The sequence below is a fragment of the Burkholderia sp. HI2500 genome, assembly GCF_002223055.1.
GTDB lineage: Bacteria > Pseudomonadota > Gammaproteobacteria > Burkholderiales > Burkholderiaceae > Burkholderia.
In genome coordinates, this window is record NZ_NKFL01000004.1 from 757,169 (window position 1) to 769,858 (window position 12,690).

The 12,690-nt window shown below is 68.0% G+C and carries 12 protein-coding genes; 5 read left to right on the forward strand and 7 right to left on the reverse strand.

What is annotated here, in order from left to right; translation table 11 throughout:
* Positions 1 to 87: 87 nt before the first annotated feature.
* On the reverse strand, positions 88 to 1,281 hold the full coding sequence (locus CFB45_RS06150) for an ammonium transporter (protein ID WP_089424906.1): 1,194 nt from the start codon (positions 1,279 to 1,281) through the stop codon (positions 88 to 90).
* A gap of 264 nt (positions 1,282 to 1,545) precedes the next feature.
* On the reverse strand, positions 1,546 to 1,881 hold the full coding sequence (locus tag CFB45_RS06155) for a hypothetical protein (RefSeq protein WP_089424907.1): 336 nt from the start codon (positions 1,879 to 1,881) through the stop codon (positions 1,546 to 1,548).
* A 193-nt stretch (positions 1,882 to 2,074) separates the two neighbouring features.
* On the opposite strand from CFB45_RS06155, the gene CFB45_RS06160 reads away from it, so the two are divergent.
* From CFB45_RS06160 to CFB45_RS06175, 4 genes are all read left to right on the forward strand, one after another.
* A complete protein-coding gene (locus CFB45_RS06160; RefSeq protein ID WP_089424908.1) occupies positions 2,075 to 2,503 on the forward strand; it encodes a hypothetical protein in 429 nt (142 codons plus the stop codon).
* A gap of 90 nt (positions 2,504 to 2,593) precedes the next feature.
* The gene (locus CFB45_RS06165) at positions 2,594 to 3,049 is read left to right on the forward strand and encodes an Rrf2 family transcriptional regulator (protein ID WP_089424909.1); all 456 of its coding nucleotides are present in this window, start codon (positions 2,594 to 2,596) and stop codon (positions 3,047 to 3,049) included.
* 129 nt (positions 3,050 to 3,178) lie between these two features.
* Positions 3,179 to 3,820, forward strand: coding sequence for an NAD(P)-dependent oxidoreductase (locus CFB45_RS06170; RefSeq protein ID WP_089424910.1), 642 nt, complete (start codon positions 3,179 to 3,181; stop codon positions 3,818 to 3,820).
* Between the two features lie 253 nt (positions 3,821 to 4,073).
* A complete protein-coding gene (locus CFB45_RS06175) occupies positions 4,074 to 4,544 on the forward strand; it encodes an Lrp/AsnC family transcriptional regulator (RefSeq protein ID WP_006484401.1) in 471 nt (156 codons plus the stop codon).
* Between the two features lie 68 nt (positions 4,545 to 4,612).
* Here CFB45_RS06175 and CFB45_RS06180 read toward each other — a convergent pair whose 3' ends face one another.
* The 3 genes from CFB45_RS06180 to CFB45_RS06190 are packed head-to-tail and all read right to left on the reverse strand — an operon-like array spanning position 4,613 to position 8,100.
* On the reverse strand, positions 4,613 to 5,386 hold the full coding sequence (locus CFB45_RS06180) for an ABC transporter ATP-binding protein (protein WP_089424911.1): 774 nt from the start codon (positions 5,384 to 5,386) through the stop codon (positions 4,613 to 4,615).
* 4 nt (positions 5,387 to 5,390) lie between these two features.
* A complete protein-coding gene (locus CFB45_RS06185) occupies positions 5,391 to 7,067 on the reverse strand; it encodes an ABC transporter permease (RefSeq protein WP_089424912.1) in 1,677 nt (558 codons plus the stop codon).
* A complete protein-coding gene (locus CFB45_RS06190) occupies positions 7,057 to 8,100 on the reverse strand; it encodes a Fe(3+) ABC transporter substrate-binding protein (protein WP_089424913.1) in 1,044 nt (347 codons plus the stop codon). The genes CFB45_RS06185 and CFB45_RS06190 overlap by 11 nt, the downstream gene beginning before the upstream one ends.
* Before the next feature lie 243 nt (positions 8,101 to 8,343).
* Here CFB45_RS06190 and CFB45_RS06200 point away from each other — a divergent pair, with 243 nt between their 5' ends.
* Positions 8,344 to 8,505, forward strand: a complete 162-nt coding sequence (locus tag CFB45_RS06200; protein WP_006476417.1) for a hypothetical protein — start codon at positions 8,344 to 8,346, stop codon at positions 8,503 to 8,505.
* Positions 8,506 to 8,652: 147 nt separating this feature from the next.
* On the opposite strand, the gene CFB45_RS06205 is transcribed toward CFB45_RS06200, so the two are convergent.
* Both CFB45_RS06205 and CFB45_RS06210 read right to left on the reverse strand, forming a co-directional pair.
* Positions 8,653 to 10,020, reverse strand: coding sequence for an amino acid permease (locus CFB45_RS06205; RefSeq protein WP_089424915.1), 1,368 nt, complete (start codon positions 10,018 to 10,020; stop codon positions 8,653 to 8,655).
* Between the two features lie 290 nt (positions 10,021 to 10,310).
* The gene (locus tag CFB45_RS06210) at positions 10,311 to 12,602 is read right to left on the reverse strand and encodes an FUSC family protein (RefSeq protein WP_089424916.1); all 2,292 of its coding nucleotides are present in this window, start codon (positions 12,600 to 12,602) and stop codon (positions 10,311 to 10,313) included.
* Positions 12,603 to 12,690: the final 88 nt, after the last annotated feature.

Consider the following 12,690-nt stretch of genomic DNA (forward strand, 5'->3'; position numbering starts at 1 on the left):
AGATGAAAGTTTTTTGAATTAAAAACGTAATGATGTGTCGGGCGGCCGTCAGGTGAACGGACGGCCGCTGGTCGCAAGCGTTTGCGCTCAATCGCGTTCGGGCGTCGCCGAGATGCGGTGGATCGACAGGTCCGCGCCGTCGAACTCGGCTTCGCGGTCGAGGCGCAGCCCGACGGTCGCTTTCAGCGCGCCGTAGACGAGCGTGCCGCCGGCGGTCGCGATCGCGATGCCGCCGAGCGTGCCGACGAGCTGCGACATGAACGACACGCCGCCGAGACCGCCGAGCGCGGGCAGGCCGAACACGCCGGCCGCGATGCCGCCGAGCGCGCCGCACATGCCGTGCAGCGGCCACACGCCGAGCACGTCGTCGATGCGCCACTTGTTCTGCACGCAGGTGAACATCGCGACGAACAGCGCACCGGCCGCGGCGCCGGTGACGAGCGCGCCGATCGGGTGCATCACGTCGGAGCCCGCGCACACCGCGACGAGGCCCGCGAGCGGCCCGTTGTACGTGAAGCCCGGGTCGTTGCGGCCGGCCATCCACGCGGCGAGCGTGCCGCCGACCATCGCCATCAGCGAGTTCACGGCGACGAGGCCGCTGACCTTGTCGAGCGTCTGCGCGCTCATCACGTTGAAGCCGAACCAGCCGACCGCGAGTACCCACGCGCCGAGCGCGAGGAACGGGATGTTCGACGGCGGGTGCGCGGCGATCCGGCCGTCCTTCGCATAGCGGCCGTGGCGCGCGCCGAGCAGCAGCACGGCGGGCAGCGCGACCCAGCCGCCGAACGCGTGCACGACGACGGAGCCCGCGAAATCATGGAACGGCGCACCGAACGCGTGCGTGAGCCAGGCCTGCACGCCGAAGCGGTTGTTCCAGGCGATCCCTTCGAAGAACGGATAGATGAAGCCGACGATGATCAGCGTCGCCACGAGCTGCGGATTGAACTTCGCGCGTTCGGCGATGCCGCCGGACACGATCGCCGGGATCGCCGCCGCGAAGGTCAGCAGGAAGAAGAAGCGCACGAGCGCATAGCCGCTGTGCTGCGACAGCGTGCCGATGTCGTCGAAGAACTCGACGCCGTACGCGATCGTGTAGCCGATGAAGAAATACGCGAGCGTCGACACCGAGAAGTCGACCAGGATCTTCACGAGCGCGTTGACCTGGTTCTTCTTGCGGACCGTGCCGAGTTCGAGAAATGCGAAGCCCGCGTGCATCGCGAGCACCATGACGGCGCCGATCAACAGGAACAGTGTGTCGACGCCGGATTTCAGACCATCCATGCCGTGGCTTCCTTGCGCAAAAAACGGGCGAGGAATGCAAGTATCGAGCCAACTTGGTGAACGGCTGCGTGGAGTTGGTGCTTCAACACCGTGTGGTGCGGCAATCCGGTGAATCGTGCACGGGAAGGGGGCGTGGCCCTTGCGGGTGCGACGGGATGCCGATTGCACGCGTGTGGTGCGACGTGTGCGGAACTGGTGCGCGTGATGGGCCGATTGGCGCGACGTGGTGCGTGGTGGTGCGGTGCCGCGCACCGTTTCGGCGCGTCAGTGGCGCGGGAACAGCAGCGGCGGCCGGCGCAGCCGCAGTGCGCACGCCGACCAGTAGGCGGCGACGGTCGCCAGCCCGAGGGCGGCAAACGCGAGTGCCGCGAAGCCCGCCAGCGACTGACCGTCGGCGGTGGGGCCGAGGATGCCTTCCGCGACGATCAGCGCGGCCGTCCAGAAGCCGATCACGGCCTGTGTGAGCAGGCGCGCGGACGCGACGCGGCGCGGGCGCCCGGATTCGGCCAGGCGGCGCGCCGACGGCGGGCGCAGGCACAGGAAAAGGGTGGCGGCGAGTACGGCGGCCAGGGCGATGAACCAGTCGACGAGGAAATCCATGAGAAAAAGGGGGCGCGTCCAAAGCGGATTGAAGCGTGCCCACTTTAGTGTCCTCGCGTGTGCGATTGAATCAGACGAGTCCGAAATTGAAAGCCATTTTTAATCACGGTGCGTGATTGGCCCTGTTCCACAGGCGGTATCATCGACGTCGGTCCAACCACGAGGCCGCGCGACGCGCGGCCGGAGATTGCTGATGAACATGAAGACATCGCGGGCGCGTCGCGTGCCCGGGTCCGTACTGGCGGCCGTGACCGCCGGTGCGCTGCTGTTGCTCGCGGGCTGCGAGAAGTCCGGCGCGCCGGTCACGCAACCCGATACGGCCGCGAGCGCGGCCGCCGATGCCGCGAACAATGCGGCCAAGGCGCTCGACCAGGTGGCGAGCACCGTCAACCAGCAGCTCAACGCCGCGAAGGCCGGCATCGCGTCCGCGGCGTCGGCCGTGCCGCCGCTGTCCGCGAGCGGCCTCGCCTCCGCCGCGCAGGCACAGATCGACGCGGCCGCGTCCGCGGTCGTCGCGCATGCGGCTTCCGAAGCCGGCGCGAAGATCGCCGAAGCCGGCAAGAAGCTCCAGCAGTGGAGCCAGCAGAATGCGCCGGGCGCCAAGCCCGCGAGCGGAGAGTGACGCGGGCTTGCATGATCCGCTAAATGTAATTATGATGGTTACACATGTCGCCGGCTGCGGGATGGGCCGGCGTCGTCAAGTGAGTCAGGAATGAATACCAGCAGCCGGTTCGCGTTTGCCGTCCACGTGCTTGCCTTGCTGTCGATGCAGGAGGGCGTGCCGTTGTCGTCCGACATCATCGCGGGCAGCGTGAACACGAATCCGGCGCTGATCCGCCGGTTGCTGTCGATGCTGGCGGCCGCGGGGCTGACCACGTCGCAACTGGGTGCGGGCGGCGGTGCGCTGCTGGCGCGCGAGCCCGGCGCGATCACGCTGCTCGACGTGTATCGCGCGGTCGACGATGCGCAACTGTTCGCGCTGCACCGTGAGGCGCCGAATCCGGCGTGTCTCGTCGGACGGCACATCCAGGGCGCGCTGATCGATTACATCGGCGACGCGCAGCGTGCGATGGAAGCATCGCTTGGCACGCGCACGCTGGCCGACGTGACGGCCGACGTGCTGGAGTTGGAGCAGCGCACGCAGCAGGCGGCACGCGCCGGCGGGTGAGTGGCGGCAAGGCAGGAGGCCGGACGGCGCGAGAGGCGTGGCGACCGGCGCAAGGGGGGCTTTGCCCCGTTTTTTTCGGTCTTATATGTAATTAACTACGTTACATATTTTTCTTACTGGAGAATCGATATGACGCAACGTACCTTGAATATCGCGCTGTTCGGCGCCACCGGCACGATCGGCTCGCGCATCGCCGCGGAAGCGGCACGACGCGGCCATCGCGTGACCGCGCTGTCGCGCCATCCGGGCGCAGCCGGCGACGGCATCACCGCGAAGGCGGCCGACCTGTTCGACGCGGCCAGCATTGCGGCCGCACTGCCGGGCCATGACGTCGTTGCGAGCGCGTACGGCCCGAAGCAGGATGATGCGGCGAAGGTCGTCGCAGCTGCGAAGGCGCTGGTTGCCGGCACGCGCCAGGCGGGGCTGAAGCGGCTCGTAGTGGTGGGCGGCGCCGGTTCGCTCGAAGTTGCGCCGGGCAAGCAGCTGGTCGACAGCGAAGGTTTCCCGGAGGCGTACAAGGCGGTCGCGCTCGCGCACCGCGACGCACTCGACTACCTGAAGACGGTCAGCGATCTCGACTGGACGTTCTTCGCGCCGGCCGCGCTGATCGCCCCGGGCGAGCGCACGGGCACGTTCCGCACGGGCGTCGGCAAGCTGATCGCGGACGCACAAGGCAACAGCAAGATCTCGGCGGAAGACTACGCGGTCGCGTTCGTCGACGCGCTCGAGCAAGGCAGCTTCGTGCACGAGATCGCGACGGTCGCGTATTGAGCAGTGCGCTGACGCTGGCCCGTGGCGCGTGAGCGCCGGGCTGGCCGCGACGTGCAGGAACGCCAGGCGATTCCACCTTCACGGGCGGAGTCGCCTGTTTCATTTGGCGCGTGCGGTGTGGCGGCGGATTCGCTCGCTGCGCGCGCGTGCCGGATCGGTATTTATACCGGTCGACGCGGCGAAGCCGTTTTCATATTGTTCCCCGTTGTGCAGGATGAATAGAATAAATTTCTATCTACGAGGGACTGGAGAAATGGACGCCATCGATCGCAAGCTGCTGGAGCTGTTGCAGGCCGATGCCACGCTGCCGATCGCGGAACTGGCGCAGCGTGTGAACCTGTCGCAGACGCCGTGCTGGAAGCGCGTGCAGCGGCTCAAGGAAACCGGCGCGATTCGCGCGCAGGTTGCGCTGTGCGATCCGCGCAAGCTCGGGGTCGGCACGACCGTGTTCGTCGCGATCCGCACGAACCAGCACACCGAGGAATGGGCGCAGCGTTTCACGCAGGCCGTGCGCGACATGCCGGAAGTGGTCGAGGTGTACCGGATGAGCGGCGAGACCGATTACCTGCTGCGCGTCGTGGTGGCCGGCATCGACGATTACGACCGCGTCTACAAGCAGCTGATTCGCACGGTGCCGCTGTTCGACGTCAGCTCGTCGTTCGCGATGGAGCAGATCAAGTATTCGACCGCGCTGCCCGTGCGCGATCTTGCCGAGCCGGCCTGACACGGCAATGAAGCGCGGCAACGAAACGCGGCGATGAACCAACCGGGGCGCGCATCGCGCCCGCGGGTTCAGCGGCCGCGCGCCAGTGCGCGCGCGCGTTCGTCGGCCAGCGCGTCGCGGCGCACGAAATCCGCGACGAACGGGCTGGCCGGATGGTGATGCAGCGCGTACGGCGTATCCCATTGCGCGAGCAGGCCATCCTTCATCACGCCGATCCGGTCGGCGATCGCGAACGCTTCGGCCTGGTTGTGCGTGACGAGGATCGCGGTGTGGCCCGTGCGTTTCAGGATGTCGCGCAGCTCGAACGCAAGCCGCTCGCGCGTATCGACATCGAGATTCGAGAACGGCTCGTCGAGCAGCAGTAGCTCCGGCGACGGTGCGAGCGCACGCGCGAGTGCGACGCGCTGCTGCTGGCCGCCCGACAGCTCGTGCGGATACGCGCCGCCGGAATCGGCAAGGCCGACGAGTTCCAGCATTTCCGCGACACGCACGCGCCGTTCGGCCTTCGGCATGCGCCGCAGGCCGAACGCGACGTTGTCCGCCGCGCTCAGGTGCGGGAACAGCGCGTAATCCTGGAACATCATGCCGATGCGCCGCCGCTCGGGCGGCACGTCGAGCGACGGCGCCGCGACGGGCACGCCGTCCAGCATGATGCGCCCCATGCGCACCGGCTCGAAGCCGGCGATCGCGCGCAGCACGGTGGTCTTGCCGCAGCCGGACGCGCCGAGCAGGCAGCCGATGTCGCCGCGCGGCAGCGCGAGGCTCAGCCCGTCGACCACGGTGCGGCGGCCGTGCGGCGTGTCGTAGGCGAGGCAGAGGTCATCGAGTTCGAGCAGGTTCACGGTGTCAGGCTCCGATCTTGTGGCGGGTGCGGGCGAGCAGGATCACGGGCACGAGCCCGGCCAGCACGATCGCGAGCGCGGCGACCGCGCCTTCCTCGTAGGTGCCGCGCGCGGCTTCCGCATACAGCCAGGTCGCGAGCGTGTCGAAGTTCAGCGGACGCAGCAGCAGCGTCGCCGGCAATTCCTTCATCGCGTCGACGAACACCAGCAGCGCGCTCGTCGTGAGCGCGGGCCGCAGCAGCGGCAGGTGCACGCGGCGCAGCGTGCCGCCGGCCGTCTCGCCGAGCGAGCGCGCCGCCTGTTCGAGTGACGGCGGAATGCGCGCGAGGCCGGCCTCGATGCTGCCGGCCGGGATCGCAAGAAAGCGCACGGTATAGGCGATCACGAGCGCGGCGGTCGATCCCATCAGCAGCAGCCCGTCGCGGCCCAGCACCATGCCGAACAGCCGGTCGGCCGCCGCGAACGGGATCAGCAGGCCGATCGCGAGCACGGTGCCGGGCACCGCATAGCCGAGGCTGGCGATTCTCGCGCACACGCGGGCCGGGCCCGCGCGGGCGCTGTCGCGTTGCGCGCGCGCGGCCCATGCGACGACAAGCCCGCACAAGAGCGTCGCGACGGTGGCGGCGGTGGCGATCGTCAGCGTGTTCGCGAGCCCCGTCACCAGCTGTGCGGATACGCCGCCGACCAGATGCAGCCGCTTGGCCGTCTCGACCGCGAGGTACGCGGCCGGTGCGCCGAAGCCGAGCAGCACGGGCAGCCAGCCGAGCACCGCGGCGCCCAGCGCGGCCGTGCCCGTCAGGCGGCGCGGCGCGATCGGCCGCATGCGCCGGCCATGCGCATAGCGCTGGCGGCGGCGCCCGTAGCGTTCGAGCACGATCATGCCGACGACGATCGCGAGCATCGCGAGTGCGATCTGCGCGGCGCCGGCGAGGTCGGAGCGCGTGATCCACGTCGTGTAGACGGACACGGTCAGCGTTTGCACACCGAGGAATTCCGACGCGCCGATATCGTTCAGTGTTTCGAGCAGCGCGAGGCTCACGCCCACCGCGATCGCGGGCCGCGCGAGTGGCACGACGACGCGCCAGAACGTGGCGATGCGTCCCGCGCCGAGCGTGCGCGCGGCTTCGAGCAGGCTCGCGGACTGCGTGACGAACATCGCGCGCGTGCTCAGGTAAACATACGGATACAGCACGAAGCCGAGCACGAAGATCGCGCCGGGCAGCGAGCGCAGGTCGGGCAGGCGGAACTGGCGCGGGCTGTCGAAGCCGAGCAGCCAGCGGATCGCGCCCTGCACCGGGCCGATCGGGTGCAGCAGGTCGAGATAGGCGAACGCGACGATGTAGGTGGGAACCGCGAGCGGCAGCAGCAGCGCCCACGTCAGCATCCGGCGGCCGGGAAAGTCGTACGCGGTGACGAGCCACGCGCAGCCGGTGCCGACGACCGACACGATCGCGCCGACGCCCGCGAGCAGCAGCAGCGTATTGACGAGTGCCTGCGGCAGCACGAATTCGGCGAGATGGCGCCAGTGCGCGAGATCGGCGTCGAACGCGGCGGCCACGAGTACCGCAAGCGGCGCCGCGACCGCCGCGGCGATCGCCAGCGCCGCGAGCAGCCACAGGCTGCCCGCGCGCGGCAGCACGCTCGGCCGGCGCGCGCCGCCGGTGGTTGCGTCAGTTGTCAAAACCGACCTTGTCGACCAACTGGCTCGCCTGCTTGCGATGCTTCGCGATGTCCGCCAGCGGCAGCGGGTCGATCTTCAGCGTGCCGAAGCTGGCGATCACCGGGTCGAGCTTCACGTTCGCGCGCACCGGGTATTCGTAGTTCGCCTGCGCATACAGCGCCTGCGCTTCCGGCGATACGAGGTACTCGAGCAGTTTCACCGCGTTGGCCTTGTGCGGCGCGTGCTTCGCGACCGTCGCGCCGCTGATGTTCACGTGCGTGCCGCCGCTCTTCGCGTTGGCGAACGTCGGCCGCACGACCTTGATCGCGTCGCCCCACTTGCGCGCGTCGCTGCCGGGCTCCGCGTTCTTCATGTGGCCGACGTAGTAAGCGTTCGCGAGGCCGACGTCGCAGATGCCGCCGAGGATGTCGCGCGCGACGTCGCGGTCGCCGCCCGTCGCCTTGCGCGCGAGGTTCGCCTTCACGCCGCGCAACCACTTCTCGGTCGCCGCTTCGCCGTCGTGCGCGATCATCGCCGCGACGAGCGCCGTGTTGTACGGGTGCTGGCCCGAGCGGATGCAGACCTTGCCCTTCCATTTCGGATCGGCGAGATCCTCGTAGCGGAATGCATCGACCTTCAGGTCCTTCTCGACGTACAGCACGCGGTCGCGCAGCGACAGCGCGTACCAGTCGCCGTTCGCGCCGCGCAGGTTCGCGGGAATCGCGTCGTCGAGCGCCTTCGAGCGCACCGGCTGCGTGAGCCCGCCGTCGACGAGGTCGAGCAGGTTGCCGACGTCGACCGTCATCAGCACGTCGGCCGGCGACTGCGCGCCTTCCGCCTTCACGCGCTCGAGCAGGCCGTCCTTCACGAACACCGTGTTGACCTTGACGCCGCTCTGCTTCGTGAAGGCGTCGATGAGCGGCTGGATCAGCTTCGGTTCGCGGGTGGTGTACAGGCTCACTTCCTCGGCCGCGTGGGCCAGCGGCGCGAATGCGGCGGCGGCAAGGGCGAGGGCGCCGGCAAGCGGCAGCAGGCGGGTGCGCGGATTCGACATGAAGACTCCGGAAGGGGCAGGTGGACGATGGGAGCGTTCCGGGGCGCGCCTGCCGCCCGAGCGACCCGAAACATTACAAAATGAAAGACTTGAGATTCTAGATCGAAATGGGAATGGTTATCAAATGAAAGCTTGCGGTGGGCGGGCGGAGGACGGGGAAGGGGATCGGAAACGGCGCGTCGCAGCGGGCGCGCAAGCGCGTAGAATGCCCGCTTCGATGAATTTGACGGAATCGCCCCGACCATGAACGATCAGCGCAAGAAGAACCCTGTCCGCAACGTGAGCATCCTGATCGTCGTGGCCGTGCTGCTCGTGATCGGGACGATCCTGTACAACGCGATTTCGCAGAAGCACGCGTACGACGAGGCCCATCCGGCCGAGGCCGCGAGCGCGGCGTCGCACTGACGTACCGATGCGCGGCCCGGCGGGCCGCGCACGCAGGTGCATGCGAAGGGGAGGAATCCCCGGCTGCTGGCGCGCGGGATGCCGCGCGGAGCCGGGAGAGAAGCGGGCGCCGGAACCGGCGCGCCGCGTAGGCAGGTCAGTCGTGCGTCAACGTGACGCAGCGGCGAATTTCGGGCGGATCCGTGCGTAGAACACGACCGCGAGCAGCGCGAGCCAGGCCGCGCCGACGACCAGCGCGACGCGCGTGTCCTCGAACCAGCCGAGCATCACGATCACGAAGCCCATGAACGCGATCGTCAGTGCCGGCGCGACCGGCCACAACGGCACCTTGAACTTCAGCGCCGCGACTTCGGCGCTCGACAGCCGGCGGCGCATCGCGACCTGCGACAGCAGGATCATCAGCCACACCCACACGGTGGCGAACGTCGCGATCGCGGCGACCATCAGGAACACGTCCTTCGGCATCAGGTAATTGAGCAGCACGCCGACGAGCAGCGCGACCGCCATCACGAGCACCGTGACCCACGGCACACCGTGCCGCGACGTCGTCATCAGCACGGCCGGCGCCTGGCCCTGGCGCGCCATGCCGAACATCATCCGGCCCGCGCCGAAGATGTCGCTGTTGATCGCGGAGATCGCCGCGCTGATCACCACCAGGTTGAGGATGGTTGCGGCCGACTTCACGCCGAGCGCCGAGAAGATCTGCACGAACGGGCTGCCGTCGTTGCCGACACCCGTCCACGGGCTGATCGACATCAGCACGACCATCGTCAGCACGTAGAACAGCAGGATGCGCGCGGGCACCGCGTTGATCGCGCGCGGAATCACGCGCTCCGGATCCTTCGCCTCGCCGGCGCTCATGCCGATCACCTCGATCCCGCCGTACGCGAAGATCACGACCGACAGCGACGCGATCAGCCCGCCGACGCCGTTCGGCAGGAAGCCGCCATGGTTCCACAGGTTCGCGAACGTCGGCACGTCGGCCGAATGGCCGAAGTGCATGCCGGTCAGCAGGATCGCGACGCCGCCGCCGATCATCGCGACGATCGCGCCGACCTTGATGATCGACAGCCAGAACTCGAGCTCGCCGAACACCTTCACGTGGCACAGGTTCAGCCCGCAGATGATCGCGACCACGCCGAGCACCCAGATCCATTGCGGGACATCCGGAAACCAGAAGCCCATGTAGATGCCGAACGCGGTGATGTCGGCGATCGCGACGATCACCATTTCGAGCGTGTAGGTCCAGCCGGTGACGAACCCGGCGAACGGGCCGAGGTTCTCGGTCGCGTAGTGGCCGAACGAGCCGGCGACGGGTTCGCGCACGGCCATCTCGCCGAGCGCGCGCATCACCATGTAGACGGCCGCGCCGCCCAGGATGTACGCCAGGATCACGGCCGGGCCCGCGAGCTGGATCGCGGACGCCGACCCGTAGAACAGGCCCGTGCCGATCGCCGAACCCAGCGCGAGAAAGCGGATGTGCCGCGCGCTCAGGTGGCGCTGCAAGTTTTTCATCGTGTCTCCGATATCGTTATGCGACGGACCGGGCGAGCGGAGCCGGTCCGATTGGCTCAAGTTGTATAGACAACTTAAATGTGAACAAATGATAACAAGCCGGGCCGGGTGACCGGAATCGGGTATTCCCTGACTGGCGCGACGGGCGCAATGCGGGGCGGGGCGGTCGCGCTACGAGGGCGCGGGCCGCGTGGAACGGGCGGGTCATGCTTCGGGGATCGCTGAATCGGGGGGCGCCGGGGCCGATCCGCGGCAGGCGCGGGCCGGCCACCGGCGGGGTCAAGCCTGGGTCAGGCGGGCAGGCGGATCACGCTCGCATCCTTGCGGATCAGCAGCGACGACGCGAGCATCTGCTTGCACTGGTGCGCGAGCACCTTCAGGTCGTGCGTGAGCTCGGCCCCCACCGCATCGGATTGCTCCGCGGACACGACCATCGCGTCGAGGTCGCGCGTGATCTGCTTCGACGCGTCGAGCTGGTCGGCGGGCGGCGGCTCGCCCGCTTCGGCCTTCTCGAGATTGTCGAGCACGGCGGCGAGGCCGCGATGCAGCGCGTCATCGTGGAGGATGCTGCCGTCGGCCGCGCAGGCCGTGCGGATCAGCGGCGCGGCGGCCGTGATCTGCGCGCCGAGCACGTGCGTCTGCACGAGCAGGTCGTTCAGTTCGGGCACGAAGCGCTGGTGCGCCTTCGGCTCGATCATCATCCGCTGGAACGCCTGCCCGAGATTCGCGAACGCGATGTGCACGTCCTTGCGCGCGAGGCGGTAGCGGTAGTCGTCGTCGAGGGCCGTGGACGGTGTCTCGATGGCCGCGGCGACGACCGGCACGACGGCCGCGCCGTCGGCGGCCGGCACCGGCGGCGGCGACATGCCGCGCCCGGCGCGCCACACGGCTTCGAAATACTTGCGGGTGGCGGTGAGCATGTCGGCGACCTGCTTGCCCATCAGCCGGTATTCCCAGTACGGGAACAGCCGGCTCGCGGCGATCGCGATCATGCAGCCGACCACCGTGTCGATCGCGCGCTCGCCGATGATCCGCATGCTGCCCGGCGCGAGCAGGTGGAACATCAGCAGCACGTACGACGACGTGAACACGACGCTCGCCGCGTAGTTGAACAGCAGCAGGCTGTAGCTCATCACCATCGACCCGAACATGATCGCGATCAGCAGGTGCGTATCCTTGACCGTGTAGATCAGCGCGACGCTCGCCGCGCAGCCGATCAGCGTACCGACGATACGCGCCGCGTTGCGCTGCTTGGTGAGCGAGTAGCCGGGCTTCAGGATGATGATGGTCGTCATCACGATCCAGTACGCATTCGTGAGCGGCAGCAGCCGGCCGAGCCAGAACCCGACCGCCACCGCGATCGTCACGCGCAGCGCGTGGCGGAAGCTCGGCGAGCGCATGTTCAGGTTCGAGAAGATCAGGAGCGGCGACATCCGGCGGCGCTGCAGGAAGCGCGTGAGCGCCTTGTCGATCTTCAGTTCGGTTTGCTGCGGATCGGCGTGGCCCGACAGGTTGCGGCGCATCCGGTCGATCAGGCGCGTCGCGCTCCAGATGCGCCGGAACGTGGCCAGCACGGCCGCATACGCTTCCGCATTGGTGGCCGGGAAGTTCTTCTTGCGCATCAGCTCGATCTCATACTCGATCGCGCGCAGCTCGGCCTTCACGCTGATCCGCGAATGCGGTGCGCGGTTCTCGAGCACCGCGAGGCCGATTTCCTCGAGATCGGCAGCCGCCTTGCGGATCAGGTCGCGGTAGAAAATGATCAGGTCGGAGCCGCCGAACGTATTGCGCACCAGCGGGTAATCGGTGTGGGCGCCGACGAACAGCTCGTGCAGGTCGACGCTGTTGATGAACAGGTTGTACATCGTCGTGCGGCCGGGGTCGAGCTTGCCGCGCCGCAGCTTCGGCAGGTTGCGCAGCACGATGTCGCGCGCGGTTTCCTGCGTTTCGACCGCCGTGATCTGCTTCGCGACGAGATTGCGGTAGCACTCGTCGAGATCGGCATCGAGATCGTAGAACTGCGCGCGCGCGAGCAGGTAGTCGGCGCACGCGAACAGGCTCTCGGCAAGCGCCTGCTGCTCGATCCGGCGCGCCTGCCATTGCGACACGAGCGTGGCCCAGTACGTGTACCAGAGCCCGCCCGCGAGAATCCAGCCGGCGTTGATGAACGCCTGCAGCGGCGTGAACTTCTCCTCGAGCGTCATCACCATCATGAACAGCGTCGCGAAGCTGATCTGCGGCCAGCGGTTGCCGTAGACGACGATCAGCGACAGCACGAAGGTGAGCGGCACGATGGTGAGCCACAGCACGAAGATGTTCGGTGTCGCGAGGCCGGTGGCGAGCGCGGCCAGAAAACCGATCACGCTGCAAGCGAGCATTTCGTTGTGCTTGTACTTGAGCGGGCCCGGCATGTCGACGACGCAGGCGCCGAGCGCGCCCGTCGAGATCGTGAAGCCGAGCTCCCGGTTGTGAAACACGATCAGGCACAGCACGGCCGGCAGCGAAACGCCGACCGCGATCCGCAGGCCGCCGAAAAAGTACTGGCTGTAGAAAAACTTTCTGATTTCGACCGAATAGCGCATCGATGGGCTGAATAGCAGACGAAGACGCCCGGGGGCGGCATCTTGACTGGCGACGAGTCTATCGTATTTCGCGATCCGTAAAACCTGG

Coding starts and splice junctions, on each gene's coding strand:
- CFB45_RS06150 (WP_089424906.1), bottom strand. CDS start 1,281: ATGGATGGTCTGAAATCCGGCGTCGACACACTGTTCCTGTTGATCGGC.
- CFB45_RS06155 (WP_089424907.1), bottom strand. CDS start 1,881: ATGGATTTCCTCGTCGACTGGTTCATCGCCCTGGCCGCCGTACTCGCC.
- CFB45_RS06160 (WP_089424908.1), top strand. CDS start 2,075: ATGAACATGAAGACATCGCGGGCGCGTCGCGTGCCCGGGTCCGTACTG.
- CFB45_RS06165 (WP_089424909.1), top strand. CDS start 2,594: ATGAATACCAGCAGCCGGTTCGCGTTTGCCGTCCACGTGCTTGCCTTG.
- CFB45_RS06170 (WP_089424910.1), top strand. CDS start 3,179: ATGACGCAACGTACCTTGAATATCGCGCTGTTCGGCGCCACCGGCACG.
- CFB45_RS06175 (WP_006484401.1), top strand. CDS start 4,074: ATGGACGCCATCGATCGCAAGCTGCTGGAGCTGTTGCAGGCCGATGCC.
- CFB45_RS06190 (WP_089424913.1), bottom strand. CDS start 8,100: ATGTCGAATCCGCGCACCCGCCTGCTGCCGCTTGCCGGCGCCCTCGCC.
- CFB45_RS06200 (WP_006476417.1), top strand. CDS start 8,344: ATGAACGATCAGCGCAAGAAGAACCCTGTCCGCAACGTGAGCATCCTG.
- CFB45_RS06205 (WP_089424915.1), bottom strand. CDS start 10,020: ATGAAAAACTTGCAGCGCCACCTGAGCGCGCGGCACATCCGCTTTCTC.
- CFB45_RS06210 (WP_089424916.1), bottom strand. CDS start 12,602: ATGCGCTATTCGGTCGAAATCAGAAAGTTTTTCTACAGCCAGTACTTT.